Here is a 24,399-nt window from a genome sequence, read left to right as displayed (position 1 = left end):
TTCCCTTATTTCGTACCGGCTGGCGAGCAGCGACGCTGCGACGCTGCGTCAATCATGGCCGAAGGATCCAAAATCAACGCGACACGTCCATCGCCCCGAATGCAAGCGCCGGAAAGGCCGACGACGTTCTCATAATTCTCGGCCATCGACTTCACAACGATATCTTCCTCTCCGAGCAAGTCGTCGACCGCTAATCCTAATTCTCGCCCTTCCTGGCCAATTACGACGACCGTCGCATCAGTTGCGTCAATCGTATCAGTTGCAGGTGGGCGAACTCCGTCAAACAGCTCATCAAGACGGACGACAGAAACGACTCGCCCCCGAATCGATGCGGTTAGCACCCCTTGGACGGTGCCAAATTCCTGACGCGGGACTCGGACGATTTCACTGATCGATTCGATCGGCAGCGCGAAAGTTTCGCCGTTGATCCGCGTCATCAGGCTGGGCAAAATCGCCATTGTCAGCGGGAGTTTGATCGTGAATGTAGCGCCTTTACCCGGCGTGCTGTCGACTTCGACAACGCCGTTTACATTTTCAATTTTTGAGCGAACGATATCCATGCCCATGCCGCGACCAGAGATTTCGGTGATCTTCTCCGCCGTGCTAAAGCCAGGCTCCCAGATCAATTGAAAAATCTGTTGATTGTTCATCTTGTCGGCTTCAGCCGGATCGACGATCCCCCGATCAATCGCTTTTCGTAAAATCAAAGTGGGGTCGAGACCTTTGCCGTCATCGGTTACTTGAATGATGATGCTATTGCCGCGATGGAATGCGTCCAGCTTGATTGTTCCTTGCGGCGACTTGCCGTTGGCGACTCGCACTTCAGGCGATTCGATCCCATGGTCAGCCGAGTTGCGCACCATATGGATCAACGGATCACCGAGTTCGTCGATCATCCGCTTGTCGAGCTCTGTTTTTTCGCCGGAGATTTCAAGTCGGATCTCTTTGCCATTGGTGCGCGAGACGTCGCGAACGACCCGTTTAAATCGTCCAAACAAGGGACCAATGGGGACCATTCGAGTATCCATCACGCACTTTTGAATGCCATCGGAAACACGCTCCAACTGATGGACGGCTTCATGCAGTTCGTTGGATCGGCTCCGCATCGCCTGGTAGCGAACGGTCTCTTGAGAAATCGACTCCAGGTCTGCGTGTAACATGCGAATATGCGACTTAATCGCGTTCCATTCCCCTTGCCCCTTCGCAGAGCGTTCGTCGACGCTGTCAACCATTTGCAGCAGTTTGCTGCTCAAGCTGCAAACATTGTTCATTTTGTGCTGGGCCGATTTGCGGGGAAGTGCGTTTCGCAATCCGTCGCTCAACTGCTCGAACCGGGCGCGATTGATCACCAATTGCCCAGCCAGATTCATCAATTGATCAAGTCGTTCGATGTCCACTCGAAGGGTCTCGGCCGGCTTGGTCGAAGCGTCGGCCGTTTTGGGGCGCGCTGCGGCTTCCGATGAAGCGGCGGGGTTGGCCGGTTTTGGCGCTGCTGCAGCGACTTTTGTTGGCGCAGCTGCGGAGACTTTCGCTGGTGAAGCTGGAACGACTGGAGTTTCGTCCAATTTTGCTATCGGCGGTGCTTGGGGCGCCGGATCGACAACCTTTGATTCAACTTTGTTGGCAGGCGGAGCGTCCGCTTTGTGCGGAGGCTCCGGTTGAGACGCTTCGACTTTGGCGATAATTTTCGCCGACACGACGCCGGAAACGTCGACCAAGGAGTAAAGCGACTCGAGCGATTCGTCGGTTGATACTTCGATCATCAATCGCTCGACATGCTCGAGGTGATCCAACTCTTCATAGGTTGGAACGCTATCGTGCACTTCGCCGATACGGCTTACTTTTTCCAATAGCAACTGCGCTTTCAACGTGGAAAGCGGCAAGTTCTGATCGAATGTCAGATCGATGCGATACCCTTCCTCATCGTCGAAGTCTCGATCCTTCACCAGCGAAGTCGTTACTTCTTCACCGCTGGGCATCGGCAGCGCCGCAGGAACCGGGGGGAGCTCAAAATGGGGAATCGCACTTTTTCGACCACGCCAGGCCATCAGCAAATCGATGGTCAGTTGCTCAAAGCTGTCCGTTTTGCAAGCGCCTTCCTTGAGCTGTTGTACGTAGATGCGAAATCCATCGATACAAGGAAGCAGCGCATCGGCCAGTTCGCCAGAAACGACTCCTCCGTCGTCACGGATTTCCTGCAAGATGTCTTCCATCACATGCGCGAGTCGCGCCGGCCGGTTTAGCCCAATTGACGCGGCCGAGCCTTTGATGCGATGCGAAGTGACTAGCAACGTTCTTGTGACCGCTTCGGCTACTTCACTATCGATCGAGACAAGAATGTCGCTCAATTCGTCGACCGCCATCTCGGTTTCGTCAATAAAGATCGAAACATATTTGGCCGGGACCTCCGCCTCGTCGGTCACGCCCTCGAACATTGCCGCTACTTCGGCGCAAATCGCTGCTGCGGCGATTTCGATCTGGCCGGCCTCGGATTCCGCGTTCGCTTCGGCCTCAGCTTCGCTTGCAGCGTCGTCGCCGCCCAAAAACGATTCGGCGTCCGCTTGCGAAGTTTGCTCGCGAGCGCAGCCTGCTTCGTTGAGCACCGCTTTGATCTGTTCGATCATATCTTCGCATGGCACATCATCGGATGCGTTTTCACGCAACTCGTGCAACATCGCGCTCAGCAGGTCAACCGAATTAAACACGATCTCGACGACGTGAGCAGTGACCTTCAATTCGTCGCGTCGAGCGGCGTCAAAGATATTCTCGACGTTGTGAGTCAGGCAATTGATGCTCGGGAGTCCCAGCATCGCCGATAACCCTTTGACGCTATGGGCCGAACGAAACATATCGTTCACCAAGTCGGCGTCCAGGACAGCGGTGCTATCCTCCGCAGCGAGCTTCGCCCATTCATCGAGTTCGAGCAAATTATCGTTGAGACGATCGATTAATTGCGCAGATTCATCCAGGAAGTCGCTCAGCAGATTGTCGAAAAATTCGTCTTGAACGGGGTTGGTCATCAGACACCCGCCTTTCCGTTAGCTGGACTGGCGGAATTTGTAAACCGATAAAGCCAAGATTTAACTCGTTCATAGCCGCTTAAAAGTTCACTCACCCCTTCGGCGGCGCCCAGCACCAGCAACGAACCAGGCTGCATGACCCGTTTGATGTTTTCCAGCACGCGCAGCTTTGATTCGGTATTGAAATAGATCAACACGTTCTTCAAAAAGATGACGTCAAATGGCCGTTCGTTCAGTGGATCCAGGAGATTATGCTGGCGAAATGACATCGTTTTTCGCAACTGCGGCTTAGGTGTCCAGCAAGCTTCTCCTTTGATCTCATCAAAGAATTTCTTCCGAAGCAGGGGAGGAGTCAGTCGCATCGCACGCTCGTTGAATTTTGCGGCGGTTGCGTCTCGTACGGCGCCAACTCCAATATCGGTGCCAAGTATCTTAATTTCCCATTGCGAGTGGGCGGCGATCGCTTCGGCGGCGCAACACGCGACCGTGCAAGCTTCGTCCCCCGTGCTGCATGCGGCCGACCAGACACGCAGCTTTTTAGCGCGCCCGCTCGTGCGAGCCTCGGAAACGATCTGCGGCAGATATTCGGTGCGAAACCAGTTCCAGTTACTATCGTCACGAAACAGATAGGTTTCGTGCGTCGTCACTTCTTGCAAAAAGTGATCCCACTCTTCGTCGGTGACCGGCAAAGCGACCAGCTTTTTGTAGTACGCCTCGAACGAATCAATCCCGGTCACTTTCAGCCGGCGTCGCACTCGATTCGAGAGCAATTGTTTTTTATGCGGCGAGATTTCCACGCCGGCGACATCGTAAATCAATTTGGCGTACCGCTTCAATTGCGAGTCGGTCACCAGTTCATGCCCAGTTGTAGCGGTCATTGTCACGTTGCTTTCATCGTCGCCCCAGACGTACGCCAAAGGCGACGTCTTCGTTTACTCGCTGCTCCTCTCAACCCACTTGAGAAGAGCTTCGCCGGCAGCAGCAATCTTTACTCAGTACGGAAACCTGAAACCAGTCCTCGCAACGTTTCGGCTTGTGCGCCAAGCTCTTCGCTGCTGGAGGCCATTTCTTCCGAAGCGGCTGCGTTCTGCTCAGTCACCTGCGAGATCGACTGTATCGCATTGGCGACCTCGTTGGCGTTTTGAGCCTGTTCGACTGTCGCAGTCGCGATTTCAGCAATCTTCGCGGCGGTCGCTTCGACCCCATGAATAATCTTCTCCAGCGACGCTCCCGCTTGTTCGCTCAGTTTCGATCCATCTTGAACGCGTTGCGTCGACTCTTTGATAAGCGACGAGATCTCTTTCGCCGCTTCGCTTGATCGTTCCGCGAGTTTGCGAACTTCGTCAGCGACCACCGCGAAGCCAAGCCCATGCTCACCGGCGCGAGCCGCTTCGATTGCAGCGTTGAGGGCCAACAAGTTCGTTTGGCTGGCGATTTCGGAAATCACCTGAATGATCTCGCTGATCTGCTCCGAAGAGTTCTTGATCAGGTCCATCGCTTCCACCGATTTCTGCACCGCCTGACCACCTTCTTCCGCCATACGACTGGTGTCGACGGCGACCTGGTTCGCTTCACCGGCATTTTCTTTCACGGCCTCAATGGATCGCGTCAGCTCTTCAATCGAGGCGCTCATCTCTTCGACCGATGCGCTTTGCGACTGGGCGCCTTGGGCCATTTGCTGCGAGTTTTCCGCAATCAACGAAGCCCCTTCGGCGAACTGGCTGCCGCTTTCAATCACGCGGCTGATCACATCGCGAAGATCGACGACCATCTTCTTCAGTCCAGCCGCCAAGGTGCCGATCGCGTCAGCGCCTTCAATGGTCACTTCGCGGGTCAAATCGCCTTGCGACGCAGCTTCGACCACAACCAGCAACGAGTCGACCTTCAGCTTCAGCTCTTCCTGTTCTTCTCGTTGTCGCAATTGGCGAGTCTGCTCGGCTTTCTCGGCATTGATACGATCCGTGATCAATTCCCACGAGACCATCGGGCCAAGGTATTCGCCCTGGTCGTCAAAGATGGCCGCCGCTTCCAGCGAAAACCAATGCCCCCGAAGTTCAAACTCGGTCTTGTGCGGAAGGTTTTTCGGATCGGCCAACAGCTGTCGCTGTTGGCTGGGACTAGCGTGAAAAATGTCGTACGACGCTCCGACGATTTTTTCGACCGGAATCGGCAAAATCGACGCGATCGAACGCAACGTTCGTTCCGAAGCAGGATTGATGTAGGTGATAATGCCGTCCCGGTCAGCCAACATCAAGTTGATCGGAGCGTTCTCAATGATCGCCGTCTTCTCGGCCGCCCCTTTCTCCAACTTCAACTTCTCGGTTACGACGCTCCAAGTCACCATCGCGCCAGAGTACTTTCCATCGACGTCAAACGTAGGGCTGACCAACAGGTCAAGCTTTTCGCCGGCGACTTCGATAATCGCGTTGCGCGGCAAGTTGCTCGCGTCTTTCAGAATGTTGCGTTGAAACGATGGATCTTTGTGGAAGATGTCGATCTTCTGACCGACCATGTCATCGACTTTGCAAGGCAAAAACTTTTCGAGCGTCTTTAGCGTGCGAATGCTCGCTGGATTGAGATAGGTGATCTCAAAATCGCGATTGGCCAACATGATGTTGATCGGCGCGTTTTCGACCATCGAGGTCATTTCAGCCGCCGATTGGGCCAAACGACGCTTTTCGGTAATCACTTCCCAGGTCACCATCGGACCAAGGTACTCACCGGTCGGGTCAAACGTCGGACTGACCAGCAAGTCGGCGAATTGGTCGCCAACTTGAATCGTCGTACGATGCGGCAGATTTTTGGGATCAGCCAACAGACCACGTTGCATCGCCGGATCTTTGTGAAAGATGTCGATCGATTGACCAACAATCTGCTCCGGATCAATCGGCAAGAACTTGCGCAGTTGCTTCAGCGTATTGATGCTCGCGGCGTTTGCGTAAGTAATCACAAGATCGCGATTGGCGACCAAAATATTAATGGGCGAGTTGTCGCTCATCGCTTTGGCGAGCGCCAACTCATGCTGTAGTTGATCTCCTGCTGTGGACTTTCTGTTTGCGACCGATTTGCTGCGTGAATTTGTGGCTGCCATCGCTACTGCTCTCTCGAAACTTATGGAAAGTGTACTGGATTAAAATAAGTTTCAGCTCGACGGACGTTCGTCGCTCGAACCGGATTAGTACGCAACACGGGCAATTGCGTGGGCAGACGCAACTAGCGAACTAAAGAGCATCAACAATGACGCTTTCGCTGCAGGTCAGGATCTTGTCCATATCCAGCAGAATCAGCAATCGCTTGTCGAGTTTGACCAGACCGGTCAAATAGTCTCGGCCCAATCCAGCGACCGTCGGCGGCGGAGGTGCGATCTGATCTTTGGCGATGCGTAGAACTTCACTCACCGCGTCAACGATAATGCCGATTGTCTTGCCGGCGACGTTCATTACCATGATGCGGGTTTCATCGCTGGGCTTCTCTTCCGGCAGCCCAAAGCGTCGGCGCAAATCGACGATCGGAATGACCGTGTTGCGAAGGTTGATAAGTCCCTTGATAAACTCAGGCGTTTGCGGCACGCGAGTGATCTCGCCCATCAGGATGATTTCCTGAACGCGCGTAATCGCGATGCCGTATTCCTCTTGAGCTAGACGAAAACTAACCAATTGCAATGAGTTGGCGCTCTCGCCTCGTGCTCCGCTCGCAGTACGCTCCGAGCCGATGTCTTGAATCGTGGCGGACAAGATTCGTTTCCTTGCATGTAGTGGAAAACTGGCCCTGAAGCGATCGCCACATTGCTGACTTTTGTAAGTCGCACGACGCTCGCTCCCCCGTCTCGCCCCAAGGACAAGCCGTTCGTTGGAGAATTCGGCATTCGAGGCCGTTACAAATTAGCCAACACAGACACTTTTCCCATCTTCCAAAGACGCCCGCTCCCCTCAGGCTTCGCAATCGCTACAACCGGACGCACTTCGTCCGATCGCACGTGTCCTAGGATTTGCGGCGACTACGCAGGGCGTTCCGCTAACAAGCATCTTTTCTGACTTATCCCAGTTCGTCGCTTGACGCGCTGTCAACGCGACCTATCGTTCGTTAGCCCAAGGTAGGTGGGCAGAGACGCAAGCTCGAATGAGCAGCGATCTAAATACACAATTCACGGGGTTGAGACTCAGGAGTCACCAGTTCTATGTCCACTCGAGTTCTTGTTGCTGACGACTCAAGCACCATGCGCAAAATCATTCTCCGATCGCTTCAAGCGGTAGGCGTACCCAACGCGACGGAAGCGGCGGATGGCGATGAAGCGCTCAAGATTTTCAAACCAGGCGATTTCGACCTGGTTTTGACCGACTGGAACATGCCGGGTAAGAACGGTCTGGAAGTCGTTCAAGAGATTCGCAAGATCGACAAGGACGTCAAGATCATGATGGTCACGACCGAAGCCGAAAAAACGCGAGTTTTGGAAGCGATTCAAGCCGGCGTTTCCGACTATCTGGTCAAGCCGTTCACGGCTGATACGCTTCGCGAAAAACTAGAAAAGCACGGCTGCTAGGCTTTGCTTTTACGATCAAATTCGCCGCCCGATCACGTCGCTAGACGACGTTCGGGCGTTTTTTATTTCTTGATCGCGGTGATTGTCAGCAACTTATCCCTTAGCTCAAAGCGAAGCGACGTTTTTGCGAACGCTGCTTGGAGAAGTTCCACCAAGCTGGCGTTTTCGACGGAAAAGGAGACGCGGTCGTGCAGCGACTCTTGCGCATCATCGGCGGTTTCAATTTTCAGTCCCAGCGATTTCTCTAAGCTGCTAAGTACAGCGCCTAACGGCTGCTGTTCGACGGTGAGAGAATAAACCTTCTTGCCCGGCGTAACATTCATACGCCGAACGGTTTCGCCGCGCAACATCCTGCCGGCCAGCGACACATCTTCAAACCGTCCGGTGACCTCCAGCGCGCCCGTTTCCGTTTTGATCGCAAGTTCTGGAAACTCGGCTTTGATTTTTGACACCGCATCCGTGAGATCTCCCCGAAAGGGAAAGCGACGCGTTAGCAGCGGATTTTCTGGAAGCGGCGTCAATTGCAATTGCGGCTTGCCAGCAGCATCTTTCTCAAATCGATAGGTCGCGCCGAATCCGGCCAATAACAATGTCAGCGACTCAGCCGTCGTTTGCTTGGGAAGCTCACCGGCTCTCCACAAATCGTGCGGAACGGCGGCTTCCAAATTGGTAAAAGTCAGCCGGTGCTTTTTCGCCAAATTGGTCAACAACGCGCGCGGTTCGGTCAACTCGGGCCAAGCCAGCGTGTCGGTTTCAAACAACTCACGCACCGCCGCATCGCGCCCTTGGCGAGCAAAATCAGCCTGGACCGCCGCGATGGTCGCCAAATCCTTGGCAGTATCGGCAGGACCGATATAAACGACCGATCCGACATGGCAACTCCCTGCGCCCGCCCTTTGGGCCAGCATTTGCACCAACACCTCCAACGGGGTCGCATCAGCGCTGATCGAGATCGTTTGGTCCGGATCGACGCGACGATCGAGGAAAAACGTGATTTCTTGCGAACTGGACAATCGCTGGAGTGCGTCACGCAGCGGAACGTCCTCCCAATGCAGATCGACTTCCGCTTCCAGTTGTTTCTCAAACGCAACACCGGTCTTCCATTCGGTGGCGCAAGTACTGGTCGTGAGCAACCCCATCACGAGAAGTGGGAAGAAAAACTGCCGCAAATTGATCATTTCCTGCTCCATACGTTTGGCGGCGTTCAGGGAGAACAATTTGCCGTTTCCCTATCGCCCAATTACACTCGAATCTTGTTCGACGAGCGCGTCAAGTCTCCCGTCGCCGCTATCCTGCTGATGGTATCCCCCGTGACTGACCAACCGGAACGTGCGCCTGTCCTGCTAAAGACCTACCGCCAATATTTGCAGCGGGAGAATACCGCTACGTTTATTCGGGATGTCGCTCGTCAGTATCAGATCGGCACGTTGGAGCGACTGGCCGAAAGCAGCACGCCCGATATTCGTCGCGCTGCGATGTTAGCTCTCTGTTTTTTAGCCGATTTCGGCTCCAATGCGACCGTCGGTCGAGCGTTGTGCGACATTGATCGCGGAGTCCGCCTGATCGCCGAAAACGGTATTCGCAACCTCTGGGTGCGCGCCGGGTCGACCCTCCAACGTCGCCAATTGGAACGAGTCGCGGGTCATTTGCGCGCCACCTCCTGGCATGACGCCGTGATTGACGCGACCACTTTGATTCACCATGCTCCCTGGTACGCCGAAGCGCATTACTTTCGGGGAGAAGCCTATTTCCGCCGTCAGGTCTGGGAATTGGCGGCCCGAGACAACCATCAGGCGTTGGAGATTAACCCTTATCATTTTCCGGCGGCGATCTGCTTGGCCCAGTGCAATCTTCATCAAGGGGAGATTATTTTGGCCCTGGAGAACTTCCGTCGAGCGCTTCGTTTGAACCCCAATCTCGACGCCGTCCGTAGCCAGGTCGGCTACCTGGAACGTCAGCTCGAACAAAACTAACCCGCTGTCAGGCGTGGAGATACTATGGCGATGGATCGCTTCAATGTCGGACCAATCGTGGTGCTTGGCGCCGGAATCAACGGAGCCGCAATCGCCCGAGAGTTGGCCCTGCAAGGCGCCGACGTCCTGCTCATCGACGCCGAGGATCTCGCCGGCGGCACGACCAGCTATTCTTCTCGGTTGATCCACGGCGGTTTGCGCTACCTAGAATATGCCGAAATCTCTCTGGTTCGCGAATCGCTGGCCGAGCGAGATCGCCTGCTTCACCTGGCCCCAGAGATGGTTCATCCGCTTGAGTTGCTCATTCCGGTCGGCAATCGGCTGTCTGGCCTGATCAGCGGCGCCCAGCGATTTTTCTTGAAGTCAGGCGCCGCTCCCAAAGATGGACGCGGCTCGTTGGTCGTGCGACTTGGCTTGACGCTGTACGATCGGTTCGCCAGTGGAGCGGTTCCTTCACACCGCCGCTTAACCGCGGCGCAATTTGCCGAGTCAAAACTGAACACGAAGAAATTCTTCACCGCCTTCAGCTACTTTGACGGGCAACTTACCTTTCCTGAGCAGTTTGTGCTGGCGCTGGTGCAAGATGCGCAAGCCGCCGTAAAAGAGCAGGGGGGCGCATTCTCTTTGCGGACCTACCAGCATGTCCGTCGCGAAGGCGAGACTCTCTTCTTTTCTTCGATTCATCCCAATCAAGAAAGCTCCGGCAATGAAATCGCGGTGACGCCTGCAGCGGTCATCAACGCCGCCGGCCCCTGGGTCGACGCCGCACTTGCCGGACTCAACGTCCCTTCCGCCAAGTTGATCGGCGGAACCAAGGGAAGCCATCTCATTTCGCGTTGCCCTGACTTACGGAAAGCGTTGGGCCCACGTGGCGTCTATGCCGAAGCTTCCGATGGTCGCCCCATATTCATTCTCCCATGGAACGACGCCTGTTTGATCGGCACGACCGACATTCGTTACGACGGCGATCCGGCCGAAGCGGTCGCCTCTGACGAAGAGATCGAATATCTGATCGACGCGACCAACGCCATTTTTCCCGAGGTTGGATTTACCCGGGAAGATGTGCAGCAACACTACTGCGGCGTGCGCCCATTGCCGGCCGTCGGCGAGGGGACGACTTCCTCGATCACACGCAGCCATGTCGTGCATCGGCACGAAGGCGAGCCTTTTCCTCTCTACTCGATTATCGGCGGAAAATTGACGACCTGTCGATCGCTGGCCGAAGATACGGTGAAGGTCGTGCTGCCTGACTTGCGTCAAAAAGTCGAGTACAACTCGCGCGACCGTCCCTTGCCGGCGCCCTTTTTTGGCGACACGCCGGTAGACGCCGCGTTGCTGCCCGACGTGAATATCCCCGTCGCGCACGTCGCCTATGTAATCGAACATTTCGCGGCCAAGACGCTGGCCGATTTGGTCGAGCGAAGACTCATGCTTGTCTTTGATCCCAACTTGTCGCGACAATGCTTGTACACGCTCGGCGAACAATTGGCGACGGCTGGCTGGCTCGAAAGATCGCAGATTGACGACGAGGTCGACCACTACGTCGTTCGCTTACAGAAACGTTACGGCAAACGAGTCTCCTAACGCCCCCAGCGAGAAACGCCCGTGCAAAAATACATCCTCGCCTTCGATCAAGGAACGACCTCAAGCCGTTCGATTGTCTTTGATCATCACGGCAAAATCATCGGCCAGGATCAACAAGAGTTTCGCCAGATACTGCCTGCGCCTGGGCATGTCGAGCATGATCCAGAAGATATCTGGCGCACCCAGATCGAAACCGCCCAAGGCGCTATCGCCGCCGCGAAGATCGACATCGATCAGGTCGCCGCTATCGGGGTCACCAACCAGCGTGAGACGACGCTGCTTTGGGAGCGGGACACCGGCAAACCGGTCGCCAATGCGATCGTGTGGCAAAGTCGCATTACAACGCCGATTTGCCATCAACTGTCACATGACGGACACGGCGCGACGATCCGCGACAAGTCAGGGTTAATCATCGACCCTTACTTTTCCGGCACCAAAATCCAGTATCTGCTCGACTCAGATCCGGCGATTCGTCGTCGCGCTGAAAATGGCGAATTATGCTTCGGCACCGTCGACTCCTTTCTGCTTTGGCGAATGACCGGCGGCAGATTACACATCACCGACGTGACCAACGCGAGTCGCACGATGCTGATGAACCTGCATACTCTGCAGTGGGATCCAGAGTTGCTGGAGATCTTGAACGTCCCCGCTGCGATCTTGCCCGAAATTCGCAGTTCAAGCGAAGTGTACGGCATGACCGACGCTTCGCTGTTGGGACGCGAGATTCCCATCGCCGGCATCGCAGGCGATCAGCAAGCGGCCACATTTGGTCAGACCTGCTTTGACGTCGGCAGCGCGAAAAACACCTATGGGACCGGCGCGTTTTTGCTGATGAACGTCGGGCATGAGCCGGTTGCCTCTGACAACAACTTGCTTTCGACCGTCGGCTGGAAAATTGGCGATCAAACCACTTATTGCCTGGAAGGTTCGGTCTTTGTCGCCGGCGCCGTCGTGCAATGGTTGCGAGATGGGCTCGGAATCATCGATACCTCCGACGCCGTCGAACCGTTGGCTCTGTCGGTTCCCGACAACGGAGGCGTTTACTTTGTGCCGGCGTTTGTAGGACTGGGCGCGCCGTATTGGGATCCCCGCGCTCGCGGCGTAATCCTAGGCTTAACCCGCGGCACGACTGCAGGGCACATCGCCAGAGCGGCGATTGAGTCGATGGCCTACCAGACACGCGATCTAGTCGAAGCGATGCAGCGGGACGCCGGCGTCCCGCTTGCGCAACTGCAAGTCGACGGAGGCGCTGCGGTCAACGACGACTTGATGCAATTCCAAGCCGATCTGTTGGGGACGAAAGTCCGTCGGCCCGAAGTGTTTGAAACGACCGCACTGGGCGCCGCCTATCTCGCCGGCCTGGCGGTCGGCTATTGGGAAGACCTCGACTCGTTAAAGCGAAACTGGCAACTCGATCAAGAGTTTTCTCCCTACGCCGAGAAATCCCAGATCGAAGAACTGTATGGACAGTGGCGACGCGCCGTAGGACGAAGCCGCGACTGGGCGCAAGAAGAATAGCAGAGGGAAGGAGAGTATTATGCAGCTTCCGCATAATCCTTTTATGTTCGCCATTGCGGCGGCAATCGGACTAAGCGCCATTTGGGCTGCCTGGGCGAATCATGACGATGCATTCGCACTACGTAAGGTCGCCTGGATCGAACGACGCTGGGGACGTCGCTCTTCGCGCACCTTACTGGCGGTCATCGGCGTTTTGATGCTGGTCTTGGCGATCAGCTTTTTGACCTTTCCATGAATGTAAGTCGTCGACCGCATGTATTTGATTGATTCGCGTCGTAATCGCTTTTATGCTGCAAGATACGCAGTTTCTTTTCGCTAGTGTTGCGTCACGCGACAATTTTCGGGCGCCATGTTCTTATTAGCCGTAGTGCGTTAGCACCGGTTTCTGGTGGGAACTCATTTGCGAAAGACAATTAGTGACAGAAACCGCGGCTAACGCCGTGCGGCTGATTTCGTGGAAGCCGAAAATAGCGGTTTGACAAAACACTAGAGCGATTTACGCGCATGATCATCCCTTATTCAACCGATGCGCCTCTTTACCATGCGCCGGTCGCGACAACTTCGTTAATTGTCGTCAACGTACTGCTTCTCTTCCTCTGGCCGGTTCACGTCCCCGATCATACCTATTTGCCTCCCGCCATCTGGGAAGGCCTGCAGGAAGCGCACGACTCGGGCGAGATCGGGGACGAAGAGTGGGAAGAAATTGTCGATCTGGCCGGCGGCGAACTCGCAGCCCAAGCCGAGACGGCGTCGTCCCCCGACTTCGACTGGCGCACACTGCACTACGGCGACGGCATCAAACCCTGGCAATGGCTGACCGGCAACTTTATGCATGCCGATTTTTGGCACCTGTTTGGCAATATGCTGATCTTGTGGCCATTCGGCGCGCTGATCGAAGGAAAGATCGGCTGGAAGAAATTCCTGCTGCTGTACGCAGGAATCGGCGTTTTTCAATCAGGGATAGAGCAGGTCCTCTTTTTGTTCAATGACGTTCCGAGTTACTCGTTAGGAGCGTCAGCGATTATTTTCGGCCTAATCGCGATGGCGCTGGTCTGGGCGCCGATGAACGAAGTGAACTGTTTTCTGCTGCTCGGCTTTCGACCGCTGGCGTTTGCGCTGCCGATTTCGGTCTACTGCGCCTTCAGCATCGTGATCGAAATGTTGATTATGTACTTCACATACTCTCCTGACGAAGGGGGGCTGATTACCAGCAGCTTCTTTCATGTCTTTGGCGCCTTCATCGGCCTGGCGGTCGGTACGGTGATGGTTCGAAGGAAGTGGGTTGATTGCGAAAACTATGACTTCTTCACCGTCTACTTTGGCAACCCCGACGCGCCGCGTGAAGTAGAAGTCGACACGGCCAGCCTCCAGGCGGCGCAGCAGCGATCAACGCAACTTGGTCTGCAGCAGATTCGCCAGATTTTGAAAGAGGGAGGCGATCCAGCGATGGCCTACCGGGCGCACCTCAAGCTGGGACACTCCAACGCAAACTGGCATCTCCCAGAAGAAGACCTGCTGGAGATCATTCAAGGTTATTTGAAACAAAAGCGCAGCAGCGACGCGTTGCCGGCGATGATCGAATATGTTCGCCGCGGAGGCGCTCGGCAGTTTCCGGTTCGCTTGCGGATCGCCCATGTGCTGATCGACGCCGATTCGCGTCCCGGTCAGGCGTTGCAGGTTCTCTCGAAGATCGAACCCAACAAGCTGAACGCGCAAGATCGCCAGCGTTACGAAAAGCTGCGGAAGAAGGCCCAAGAAATGAGAGCCGCCGGCGTGATTGAGCCGGCGGCGGAAGATATCTAGTATTGCGGCCAGTTGCGTACTAACGCAACTGTTGCGAGTTTCGCAGCATCGCTTGCTGCACTTGAGCGGCGTAGCGCTGCGGCGATCCCCAAAACGTCTTCAAGCTCTCTTCGCTGGAGAAAAGATAAAGAACGCCGTTGTAGGTCAAACCGTGAGCGCGATCTCCTTCGACCAAGCGGCCTTGCTCTAGGTAAGCGACCGGGTCATTTCCCGATAGCACCGGGCTAAAGCGATCTGGCGACGCGAGGAACTTTCGTTGTTCCGCATCCGAAGCGAACAGATAGACGCGACCTTGGTGGACAGCGCCCCAACGAGCGTCTCCCTTTTGCCATTTCATCCCTTCCGCCAGCGTGACCGGGCAGTAGCCATCAAGAGCGAACTGCGGCTGCTGGGGAGCCGGCTGTGCTTGCGGAGCAATCGCGTGATTCGGCTGTGGCGTCGCGGCCGACGGCGGAGCAGATTGCGAAGCGTATTGATTTTGTGCCGCCGGCGGCGTCGATTGCTGCGAGACAAAACGATCTTGCGTATGCGGCGCCGGTTGATTGCTTTGCGGCGCGGCGTTTCCATACGAAGATCCGCTCGGCTGAGCCGCGAATCGTGACTGAGCCGGCGCCGAGTTGGTTGCGTATTCGCTCTGACCAGGACCAGCAGCGTACCCGCTGGGTTGCTGCGGAGCGGCCGCGGTCATGTTGTCCGGATTTCCGTAACTGCTCGCAAACCGCGACTGCGTCGGAACAGCCGGTTGAGCCGGCGTGTTTTCTTGTCCATACGAAGAGGCGGGCGGCTGGGCTGCAAAACGAGATTGAGCGGCTGGCGCCGAAGCGGTTTCGGTTTGCGGCGTGCCGCCAAAGCGGGAATAGGTGGCCACAGGAGCGACAGCTTCTCCAGGATACGAAACCGGCTGCGAATCAGGACCACCGCTGGAAGCAAGCTGTCCCATGCCAGCCGTCTTCACGGCGACGCCGTGCAAGACCGCCAAGTATTGGTCCTTCTCTTTTTCCTGCTTGCTGACCATGCGATAGACCATCTGTCCACTGGGCAAAATGATCACGTCTTGAGGCCAGCGATCGACGCCGTATTGATTGGCGACCTGCGTTTCTTCGGCTGCGTTCACCTTGACCGGCACAAAGTCCTTCGAAACCTGCGCAGCAAAGTCTGGATCGCGAAACAAGGTCGCGTCAAGCATGCGGCAAGGAGGACAATTGGGCGCCCAAAAGTGAATCATTACTAATTGATTCCTCTGCGCAGCAAGCTGCTTGGCGGCATCCAGGCTAGCGGCCCAGGGCATCGCCTCTTGAGCGCTCGTAACCGAGCCGATCGACAGCAGAAGAATAACAGTCCAAATAGAGCGATTCGCTCCCATTGCGGCGCCTTTCGCTAGCAAGCGTGGTCCAGCCAAAATCAACAATCCTTTGTGGTATCGGACGTTGACTTTAACGACCGTAGCAAAAAGTGCGATTTTTCCATCAATTCCCAATTCGCACGTTACGGGATTTGTCACAAGTGCTTGCAGCCACAAGAAATCGAACAATTTTTCCCTTTTCACCCAGATGGAGCGGCGATGATAGCTTGACATGCCCGATAGAATGTGGATAAGATGCCGAAGGTTTAAGAATGCCAACTCGGCATAAACCCTCACGCCCAATCGTCTAAGATGTCTGCGGGCGGAGTTCGGCGACGCGGTCGCGAGTCTTCAAGTTTTATAGTTGATTTCTCATTCGCGTATGCGTCCGGCGAACTATAGACGCTCTTGAGGTTTGGTTTTGTAACGATCGTCTTTACCGTTACAGCGTTTGCTGTCGCGGAGTCGACCTTGCGAAACCAGTTTCAAGAAACCTTCCCCGCGGCGATATCGCCAAGTGCGACGGAAGTTTTGATTGGGCGGGAAGGACCTCGGTCCCTGGCTCTTAGAACGAGTCGGATTGGACCGTGTGAGTTATCCATCACCGGAAATGGTATCGATCCTTCGATACAGTTAAGTCAACTGTCAGAAGCGACTTTGCCGTAGGCCATGTGCATCACAAGCGACGATGGCGGACAAGATATCCGCAGCGACGCTTGAAGTCCGGTGCAATTCGATTCTCCCTGAGAGCGGCGCCGGGTTCATAAATGAACCTCGCAACCTCTCAACCCTTGTTTCAGACGCGCCGCAGAGTCGGCCAACTCTGATACTTTCGGTTTCATACGATCTTCGTTGATTCAAACCAAACGGAAGCTGCGCAAACGACAATGGAATGCCCATCGTTTGCAACGCATAACACAGGCGGCGCTATGCAGCGCTCCATTCTCTACTATCTCGATTTGCTTCGCGCAACTTAGGTGATTTCGATGGCGAAAAAGAGGCAGGCCCGCTCTCGCTCAGGCGGCGGGCGGCGTCGAGGAGGCCAGAACGACGGACAGCAGCAAGGTGGCGGACGCTCACGCGGTCGCAACCAAGGCGGAGGCGCCAACCACCGTCGTGCAACAGCCCCCAGCTCCAATGTTCCTCGCAACAATTTGGAGCAGGAAGAATTCGAACCAGGCGAACCGATTCCGTTGGAACCCGGCTTTGGCTTGCTCGAAATGCATCCCAACGGCTACGGTTTCCTCCGCAGCCCAGAAAACAATTACGCTCGTGAGCGTACCGATCCATTCGTGCCTGGCACGATGATCGAAAAATATCAACTTCGCGAAGGTCTGATGCTTCGCGGCATGGTTCAACGTTTTCGCCGTGGCCAAGGCCCGCGACTACGAGAGCTATCGGATGTCGACGGCATGCTGCCCGAAAAATATGCGGTGACCGCGCCCTTCGATAAGTTGACGCCGATCAATCCCCGCGAGCATTTAAAACTCGAGACGGACGGAGGTCCGCTCACCAATCGCATCGTCGACCTGCTGACTCCGCTCGGCAAAGGTCAACGCGCTCTGGTCGTCGCTCCGCCGCGAACCGGCAAGACGATGCTGATCCAAAACCTTAGCAAGGGAATTGCGGCGAACTATCCCGGCGTCAAGTTGATCGTGCTCTTGATCGACGAACGTCCGGAAGAAGTCACCGACATGCAGCGCAACATCAACGGCGAAGTGATCGCCAGCAGCTTGGATCGTGACGTAGAAAGTCACGTTCGGCTGTCGCAGTTGGTGATCGAACGCTGCAAGCGTCTCTCTGAAATGGGACACGACGTCTTCTTGCTGCTTGACTCAATTACGCGTCTGGCGCGTGCGTTCAATAAATGGGTCGGCGATAGCGGCGGCACGATGTCTGGCGGCGTGAATATCAAGGCGCTCGACATCCCCAAAAAGCTGTTCGCCACCGCCCGCGCCTTCGAAGAAGGGGGCTCGCTGACGATCGTCGGCACCGCGCTGATCGACACCGGCAGCCGCATGGACGAGCTCATCTTCCAAGAGTTCAAAGGGACCGGCAACATGGAGCTAGTGCTTGATCGCAAGCTGGCCGATCGTCGCGTCTGGCCCGCGATCGATATCTCGCAGTCAGGTACGCGACGCGAAGAACTGCTGCTCGACGAAGGAACCCTGGGGGCCGTCATCGCGCTGCGTCGCACGTTAACCTCGATGCATCATATTGAAGCGATGGAGCAGTTGACGCGTCAGTTAGGCAAGTACAAGAGCAACTTGGAATTTGTCAGCCTGATCGCTGGTACGCAGAGTCGCCACTAACGGGCGCTCGCCAAGCACGTTCAATCTGCAGCCGCGTCCGCTGGACGCGGCTCTTTTTGTGCGCTCTCCGCGTTCAGGGCGGCCTGATCGCGACGCCAGAGCCAGACAAAGACGATCGCCAGACCGATCGCTCCCCACTGGTAGGCGGTTAAACCGACAAACAGTCGCGGTTCGGGCCGAATCATTTCGGTCAAAAAACGATAACCGAGATAGGTCAAAATGTAGAGTTTCATCAATTGGCCGCGAAACCAGCCGTTTCGCCCCAGCCAAACCAGCACGCAGCCCATCGTCAAGTGAAACAGGCTCTCGTAAATCTGCGTCGGGTGACGCAGCGCCAACGGATCATCAATCGCCGTGGGAAACGCAACGCCCCACGGCAAGCTCGTCGGCGTACCAAAACAACATCCGCCAAAGAAACATCCCCACCGTCCGATCGCGATCGAGAACGCCACCGGCGCCGCGAAGGAGTCGCCGGTCTTGATCCGGATCTGCATGATCCACTTGGCGATTTCTACCCCCAGATAACCGCCGGCCAACCCGCAGACGATCGTCTTGCCATGCGCGAACCAGGCGCCGCCGCTCCAAAGCCCCTCCAAGTCGTACAGGACGAATGGCAACTTGGCGCCGATCATCGCACCGCAAAAACCTCCCAGCCCTAAGCCAAATTTTTCTTCGGTCGTCAGCGGCAATTTTTTTTGCGACCGCCGCACCAGCAAACTGCACAGCACGATCGCCGTCGCCATGATCACGATATATGTCGGGTTGATCATCATCGGCCGAGTTCCCTTGTGAGCGTATCTCGTAGTGGAGTTTTTGCGAACAGGCTGGACACGAGCCCGTTGCGCGAGCGAGGGAATGCGGTTGGCAATCCCAACTCGGATTGAATTGGCGAGCCGCTTTCCCTCGCTGGCGCTGGCGGGCTAGTGTTCTGTCACACGACACGATCGAGCGGCGGCAACGGCACGTGTCCATCTCGATAGAGAACGTTGTAGGCGCAAAATGGAATCAAATGCCCGCTAGGCAACACATGATGGATGCAGCATTTCATTACACGGCGAACGTCAAAGTTGTAGGCGTCTAAAAACGACGTGACCATCACGCGAAAGACGTCGCCGGCGCCTAGCTCTTGCCGCATCGCCTTTGTAAAAAAGTCGACCGCGGCGGCGCCGATCTCCGGATCCGAGAACATCTCTGGCGCAAGCGCCAGTTCCGCCGGCTCGCACGCCGTTGGCTCAATGATTGCAAATGGATCATCGCTCGCCGCCGGAGTCGATGGCCCGCAACTTCCGCTGCTGCAACAACCTTGCCGCGCCAGATACCGCTCTAACAGATCACGGACGGCGGGGCGCGTGAACGAAATGCCGCTCGCCAGCAGATCAATATGCTGCGTCGCATCGATAAATCGCATCAACGGAATCAGCTTGCCCTGATAGCGATAGGCGTAGCTCATTTGGTGACAGTTAGGATGCGCACACGGCAGCGGCATGAAGTCGCTTTGCCGGAAGCGACCTTCCGTCTGCTCATCAATCCCACGAATCACATCCGGATAGGTGATCCGGCGTTCCAAAACTTCCGGCAGCACATGCCGACCGCTGTAGGTCGCCGGCTGCAGGCTGAGCCCAGTAATCCACGGCTTGTCGACGCAAAAGTCGACCAGGGCGCCCAACTGATCCTGATTGACGTCAGTCTGCAGCGTTGCGACCAAATTGACGTGCAGGCCTGCTTCACCACAACGCTCGACCGCTTGCCGCTTGGTCTCGACCAACGATTCGCCACGCAGCAGCAGCGACGCTTCGTCGCTGAATCCGTCAAACTGCAGATAGATTTCGATCCGTTCCCGGTGCTGGGCTAATCGCTCAACCAACTGCGCGTCGCGGGCTAGACGGATTCCGTTGGTGTTGATCATCACGTAATCAATCGGCTGTGACAGGGCGTAGGCCAAGATCGTTTCAAATTCGGGATGAATCGTCGGCTCGCCGCCAGAAAGTTGCAGCACCTCCGGGCGACCTTCGACTTCAACCAGCCGATCAATCGCGGCCTGACACTGCGCCACGCTCAAATGTTTGCCGCCGGGCCCGCTGCCGGCGTAACACATCGGGCACTCAAGATTACAACTCGAGGTAATCTCTAGCAGTCCGATGCAGCTATGCTGCTCATGCTCGGTGCAAAGCCCGCAGTCGAGCGGACACCCTTTCTCTGGCGTTACGCCAAACGCATGCGGCACTTTGCCAGGCACGCTGTATTGCAGCTGATCGTACTGCGAGACGTCGGAACAGACAAAATCGTCCCGCTCGCCATGCTGCGGACAACGCTTGCGAAAATAGACGCGGTTTCCCTTGGTGATGATCTTGGCCGGCACGACCGCCAGACATTCGGGGCAAAGACTTTGCGTCACGCCCAGCACGATGTAGTCGCGTCGCGAAAGCTCGTGTGGTTTTAGCACGAAATCATCTCCCTGTATTTGACATATTGGTACACATTTCAAAGAGCGCCGCAAAGAAACCAAACACCAACGCCAGAATAGCCAAAATCACCAATACGACGATTCCCAACGTCCCAAACACCGCCAGAAACATCAGGTAGATCGGGGTAAGAATTTCGCCTGCGTTACGAATATCTTGATTCGCACTCAGCAGCGATTGGCGCAATCCGACAGCTATCGCCAACAATGGCAAACTGATGAAAACGACAAAATAAACCAACCAAGTCACATTCAGGTAAAACAGGCCGATCCCAATCACGATCAGCGCCGGTATCAAAAAAAACAGCAGCAAATTGGCGTAGATGCTGCTGGATTGTTGGGCGAACTCCGGCTTGTCGCCCGTCTTCTTTTCGTCCCTATCGATTTCTTCATGCAGCGAGCTCTGGCAAATCCAACACAGCACCGAGTTCGCATAATTCTCGGCGCCACACTGTGGACAATCAATCGTAGGGATCTCCTGCGACTTTTGGCTTGGACTTCGCCGATCGTCCGGTTCGTTCATCAATGCCATGTCGTATGCCCCATGGCCACCATGCACATCACCAGAAATGCGATGCCAATCGACATCACGACCAGGCCGCACACAAGGATCATGCCCAAGGCTGCAAGCAGACTCTTCTTTGGCGTTACATTCTTACGCTCATGCGCAGGCGTTCGCTCTCGCATCAACCAATAAATGCAGGGGGAAACGACGACCACTACGAACTGAGGAAGCTTCGACAGATCGGTGAGGGCTATTCCGATTGCGACAACGATGATCCCGACTACCGCGAGGATTAGTATCGACCTGCTTTCAGGCTGAAATAGTTTTTCGATGTACGCTGGCGTGTCGATCGGCGGTGGCGTCGGCACTTTAGCACGACCGTCAAGCGGATGCAGGCAAATCCAGCAGTTCACGGCGGATGCGTCGTTCTCGGCGCCGCAATCAGGACATTTCATCCGGGAAATGGTCCGCGAGTCTGGGCTCTCTTCTTGATGGCTATTCGATTCGCTCATTCGCGACACATTCAAGATAAGACCATTGAGAGGCAGAGCATGAAGAACAAAATTCCAACCGAGATCGCCATTAGTCCGCCGACGCTGACGAAAATCAGGAGCCCGGTCAAACCGCTGGTCGCTGTCGGTTTGTCTCTCGCTTTTAATATCCCGCGTAGCGAAAGGCCAACCGCCAGACAGGGTACGCAAACCAAGATGATGTAGAAGAACACTAAGATCGGATGAATCAATGACACGCCGAAACCGACGATCACCATCGCCAACAACGTCCAAGCGGTGATCGTATTGGCGACCTTCGTGTTGACGCCGGCGACAAACGGAGGACGTTCGTCGCGTATGGGTGAAACCAATTCCGCTTCATCCACCAGCGGGCGCTGGCAAATCCAACACTTCGCCGCAAACGCGTTGTTGTCGGCGCCGCATTCCGGACAGCAAACTTGGGGCAGGGCGCGTACATTCACGCTTCGCTCTCCTTCCCAACTCTTTGGGCATAAGCGACCACCAAATCTTTCGCGCGACGAACAACCTGACCGACAACGATTCCGGCGCCTCCCAGGCTAACCAGCGTGATCCCTTGACTGATTACCGGCGTCGTATGCTCGGCGTCGAACCACGACTTGTCGACGGCGCCGACGCTCGCCATGAAACCGGCCATACAGGCCAACGTGGCGAACCAGACCAGCGGCAGGTCAAACCGCAAACCAGCCAGGATAAGGATGAAAAAGTAAAACGTATCGAGTTGCGTCGCGGTTGGTCCGCCAGACGCCGCGATCAACGCGGTGAGAAACGCAATATCGACTGCAGTGCTGACATAACTAAGCGCCGGAGGAAACCATTTGCGCAGCAGCATCAGCCAGACAGCCAGGGAAAGAAAGAGCCAACCGCAAGCGAGCAGGGTCGCTTGTTGGTGAAAATCGGCGTTAGCCGCACGCCCCGCTTCGTCGAGCAGTCCCAAGTGATGCCACAATTGCAGGCCATAGCAAACAACGATCGCCGCCATCCGCAGCGCAACGACGCGCATCTCGGCGACGTATGACTGCCAGCGGCGAACGATATACCAATCGCGATCAGGTGTGGTCACTCGATTTGTTTCCTTGGTCGGATAAGTCTGGCGAACTCTGCTGGTAAAACTGCTGTCGTAGTTTATCGACCGAAGCAGGACCGAGGAAATAGATCAATGTCCAACCGGTCGCTAGGCCGACAATTCCGGCCCCTAAAAAAACATCGAATTGCGATAAGGGAAGGGAGCCTGGGGAACTTAGAGTCGCCCAAAACCCGACAAACCCGGTGATAAAAAAAGCCAAATAGCCGCCGATCGACGCAGCGAAGACGCAAGCGATCGAATAAATCAAAATCAGAGTCGCCGCGCCCCATTTCAATCTCCAGCCTGCCTTCTGCTTGCGCTGTAACTCGAGCCAGGCCCGGATTACCACGATTACGGCCAAAAACATCGCGACAAAACCAGCGATAGCGTTCACTGAAAACAGGGCGCCGCTCAGCAGAAAGAGGACGACGACGCCTAACACGAACTCGTTTTCCGCTCGTAGATCTGTGGGCGCGACGCGGATCAAATCGGTGGGCGATTGGAACGGATTTCCGCCTCGATCCTCAGTCATGGTTTTCGCCTTTCTCCACAGGCGACGTCGCTTCCTTTTTCCCTGGATGATTCGCTTGCAGCATTTTTTTCGACGGCGGCCCCATCAGCCAAACCAATAGCCCAAAGGCGATAACCCCGATCACGTAGGCGATGGCGACCACCAACCGTCCACGTGCAACTTGCTCGCCCACCGGATGCCACATCGGCGTTTCGGTCGCGATCGCGATGCTCATACAACTGGTGACAAATGCGATCCCGCTCCCGATTCCAGCCGCAATGACAATCAACGCGGATTGACCAATCGAGATCAACTGCACTTTCTCATTGATCGACCAGCCAATCTCGAATTTGCGTTGGAGATCGATCAGCGAACGAACGTTGACCGCCGCGACGGCGATGAAGATCATTGAGCCGAAGAGCGGAGCATCCCAAAGGAAAGGAAGTACAAGTAAAGAGGACAACGCCGAAGCCGCCCACCAAACGTGCCAACCGCGCCATGGCGCAGCGACCGCCGGATCATACGGCGACTCGTACGGATTGTCGCCATCTTTACTCACGCGTCGATCTACCTTCGTTGGCGTCTTCTGGAGGCTTCGGCTGGCCGCCGTGAAGTGCGGCTCGCCGTTCCAAGTTGGTAAGCTTCGACGGCCCCATCAGATAGAAAAGTCCCAAAATTGAGCCAACCCCCAACAGGACGCCGATGACCATGAATGGGACGATCAGGTCATCCCCTAAGCTCGACGATATCGACGCCGTGCCTATCGCTCCTGTTAAACAAACGGTGCAACCAGCGATACCGCCTGCGACGATCGCGACGATCGAGATCGCGATCGAAGCGCAAAAGGACTGGAGTTGCACGCCGGCGTCAATGATCCAACCGGCGGTTTGTTTTCGTCCCAGGTCGTAGATCGTTCGTAACAAGCTGGGAACGCCCACCAAGGGGATCAAAAAAGTGAGTCCGAGCAACGAATCCGAAAAAGCGCAAGCCACGGCGATCACCGCCAGCAATGCGGTCGCCGACCAGAGCGCCCACCAATGACGCTGGTCGATATCCGCGCCTGGCGCGATCGGCGACTCAAACGGATTGGATTCTTCTTTTTCGGCGTTCATGGCTTGGCTCTTGGGGGCGGAAAGTATCGTCACTGGCGACGATTCTATCCGCAGCGCTACCTAAGACGCGAGAAAGGTTCCCCCAGGAGACAGAAAAATCTCCCCAGATAAAAGAGAGCAGG

At 55.8% G+C, this 24,399-nt stretch carries 22 protein-coding genes; 7 read left to right on the top strand and 15 right to left on the bottom strand.

The window, feature by feature from the left end:
* Positions 1-5: 5 nt before the first annotated feature.
* From M4951_RS10665 to M4951_RS10650, 4 genes are all read right to left on the bottom strand, one after another.
* Positions 6-3,020 carry a chemotaxis protein CheA gene (locus tag M4951_RS10665; RefSeq protein ID WP_262026467.1) on the bottom strand — a complete coding sequence of 1,005 codons (3,015 nt, stop codon included), beginning with the start codon at positions 3,018-3,020 and terminating at the stop codon, positions 6-8.
* Positions 3,020-3,898, bottom strand: a complete 879-nt coding sequence (locus tag M4951_RS10660) for a CheR family methyltransferase (RefSeq protein ID WP_262026466.1) — start codon at positions 3,896-3,898, stop codon at positions 3,020-3,022. The genes M4951_RS10665 and M4951_RS10660 overlap by 1 nt, the downstream gene beginning before the upstream one ends.
* A gap of 110 nt (positions 3,899-4,008) precedes the next feature.
* Positions 4,009-6,111, bottom strand: a complete 2,103-nt coding sequence (locus tag M4951_RS10655; RefSeq protein WP_262026465.1) for a methyl-accepting chemotaxis protein — start codon at positions 6,109-6,111, stop codon at positions 4,009-4,011.
* Between the two features lie 130 nt (positions 6,112-6,241).
* Positions 6,242-6,754, bottom strand: coding sequence for a chemotaxis protein CheW (locus tag M4951_RS10650; RefSeq protein ID WP_262026464.1), 513 nt, complete (start codon positions 6,752-6,754; stop codon positions 6,242-6,244).
* Positions 6,755-7,197: 443 nt separating this feature from the next.
* On the opposite strand from M4951_RS10650, the gene M4951_RS10645 reads away from it, so the two are divergent.
* Positions 7,198-7,560: a response regulator gene (locus M4951_RS10645; protein WP_081444812.1), complete on the top strand. Its 363-nt coding sequence runs from the start codon at positions 7,198-7,200 to the stop codon at positions 7,558-7,560.
* A 62-nt stretch (positions 7,561-7,622) separates the two neighbouring features.
* Here the strand turns inward: M4951_RS10645 and M4951_RS10640 are convergent, their stop codons facing one another.
* Positions 7,623-8,777 carry a hypothetical protein gene (locus M4951_RS10640; RefSeq protein ID WP_262026463.1) on the bottom strand — a complete coding sequence of 385 codons (1,155 nt, stop codon included), beginning with the start codon at positions 8,775-8,777 and terminating at the stop codon, positions 7,623-7,625.
* A gap of 93 nt (positions 8,778-8,870) precedes the next feature.
* Between M4951_RS10640 and M4951_RS10635 the strand changes: the two genes are divergently transcribed.
* From M4951_RS10635 to M4951_RS10615, 5 genes are all read left to right on the top strand, one after another.
* The gene (locus tag M4951_RS10635; RefSeq protein ID WP_262026462.1) at positions 8,871-9,533 is read left to right on the top strand and encodes a tetratricopeptide repeat protein; all 663 of its coding nucleotides are present in this window, start codon (positions 8,871-8,873) and stop codon (positions 9,531-9,533) included.
* A gap of 24 nt (positions 9,534-9,557) precedes the next feature.
* Positions 9,558-11,117, top strand: a complete 1,560-nt coding sequence (locus M4951_RS10630) for a glycerol-3-phosphate dehydrogenase/oxidase (RefSeq protein ID WP_262026461.1) — start codon at positions 9,558-9,560, stop codon at positions 11,115-11,117.
* Between the two features lie 21 nt (positions 11,118-11,138).
* Positions 11,139-12,635 (top strand): glycerol kinase GlpK, encoded by a 1,497-nt coding sequence (glpK, locus tag M4951_RS10625; protein WP_262026460.1) that lies wholly within the window; start codon positions 11,139-11,141, stop codon positions 12,633-12,635.
* Positions 12,636-12,654: 19 nt separating this feature from the next.
* Positions 12,655-12,870, top strand: a complete 216-nt coding sequence (locus M4951_RS10620; RefSeq protein ID WP_262026459.1) for a hypothetical protein — start codon at positions 12,655-12,657, stop codon at positions 12,868-12,870.
* Between the two features lie 269 nt (positions 12,871-13,139).
* Positions 13,140-14,438: a rhomboid family intramembrane serine protease gene (locus M4951_RS10615; protein ID WP_262026458.1), complete on the top strand. Its 1,299-nt coding sequence runs from the start codon at positions 13,140-13,142 to the stop codon at positions 14,436-14,438.
* 19 nt (positions 14,439-14,457) lie between these two features.
* On the opposite strand, the gene M4951_RS10610 is transcribed toward M4951_RS10615, so the two are convergent.
* Complete coding sequence (locus tag M4951_RS10610) at positions 14,458-15,726, bottom strand: thioredoxin domain-containing protein (protein ID WP_262026914.1); 1,269 nt, start codon at positions 15,724-15,726, stop codon at positions 14,458-14,460.
* A 1,040-nt stretch (positions 15,727-16,766) separates the two neighbouring features.
* On the opposite strand from M4951_RS10610, the gene rho reads away from it, so the two are divergent.
* Complete coding sequence (rho, locus tag M4951_RS10605; RefSeq protein ID WP_040352514.1) at positions 16,767-18,092, top strand: transcription termination factor Rho; 1,326 nt, start codon at positions 16,767-16,769, stop codon at positions 18,090-18,092.
* A gap of 20 nt (positions 18,093-18,112) precedes the next feature.
* On the opposite strand, the gene M4951_RS10600 is transcribed toward rho, so the two are convergent.
* The 9 genes from M4951_RS10600 to M4951_RS10560 all read right to left on the bottom strand — a co-directional run bounded on the left by M4951_RS10600 (position 18,113) and on the right by M4951_RS10560 (position 24,277).
* A complete protein-coding gene (locus tag M4951_RS10600) occupies positions 18,113-18,865 on the bottom strand; it encodes a prolipoprotein diacylglyceryl transferase (RefSeq protein ID WP_262026457.1) in 753 nt (250 codons plus the stop codon).
* 158 nt (positions 18,866-19,023) lie between these two features.
* A complete protein-coding gene (locus M4951_RS10595) occupies positions 19,024-20,535 on the bottom strand; it encodes a radical SAM protein (RefSeq protein ID WP_262026456.1) in 1,512 nt (503 codons plus the stop codon).
* 4 nt (positions 20,536-20,539) lie between these two features.
* Positions 20,540-21,085, bottom strand: a complete 546-nt coding sequence (locus tag M4951_RS10590; RefSeq protein WP_262026455.1) for a hypothetical protein — start codon at positions 21,083-21,085, stop codon at positions 20,540-20,542.
* On the bottom strand, positions 21,076-21,513 hold the full coding sequence (locus M4951_RS10585) for a hypothetical protein (RefSeq protein ID WP_262026454.1): 438 nt from the start codon (positions 21,511-21,513) through the stop codon (positions 21,076-21,078). The genes M4951_RS10590 and M4951_RS10585 overlap by 10 nt, the downstream gene beginning before the upstream one ends.
* A 68-nt stretch (positions 21,514-21,581) precedes the next feature.
* Complete coding sequence (locus tag M4951_RS10580) at positions 21,582-22,031, bottom strand: hypothetical protein (RefSeq protein ID WP_262026453.1); 450 nt, start codon at positions 22,029-22,031, stop codon at positions 21,582-21,584.
* Entirely contained in the window at positions 22,028-22,651 is a 624-nt protein-coding gene (locus tag M4951_RS10575) for a hypothetical protein (RefSeq protein ID WP_262026452.1), read from the bottom strand. The genes M4951_RS10580 and M4951_RS10575 overlap by 4 nt, the downstream gene beginning before the upstream one ends.
* Complete coding sequence (locus M4951_RS10570) at positions 22,638-23,186, bottom strand: hypothetical protein (protein WP_262026451.1); 549 nt, start codon at positions 23,184-23,186, stop codon at positions 22,638-22,640. Before M4951_RS10570 ends, M4951_RS10575 begins: the two co-directional genes overlap by 14 nt.
* Positions 23,179-23,724: a hypothetical protein gene (locus M4951_RS10565; RefSeq protein ID WP_262026450.1), complete on the bottom strand. Its 546-nt coding sequence runs from the start codon at positions 23,722-23,724 to the stop codon at positions 23,179-23,181. Before M4951_RS10565 ends, M4951_RS10570 begins: the two co-directional genes overlap by 8 nt.
* A complete protein-coding gene (locus M4951_RS10560) occupies positions 23,717-24,277 on the bottom strand; it encodes a hypothetical protein (protein WP_262026449.1) in 561 nt (186 codons plus the stop codon). The genes M4951_RS10565 and M4951_RS10560 overlap by 8 nt, the downstream gene beginning before the upstream one ends.
* Between the last annotated feature and the right edge of the window lie 122 nt (positions 24,278-24,399).

Origin of the sequence: Blastopirellula sp. J2-11, from assembly GCF_024584705.1 — a bacterium.
In the GTDB taxonomy this organism is placed as follows: Bacteria; Planctomycetota; Planctomycetia; order Pirellulales; family Pirellulaceae; genus Blastopirellula.
The sequence above is the reverse complement of the archived record's forward strand: the minus strand, read 5'-3'. Positions and strand labels throughout refer to the sequence as shown.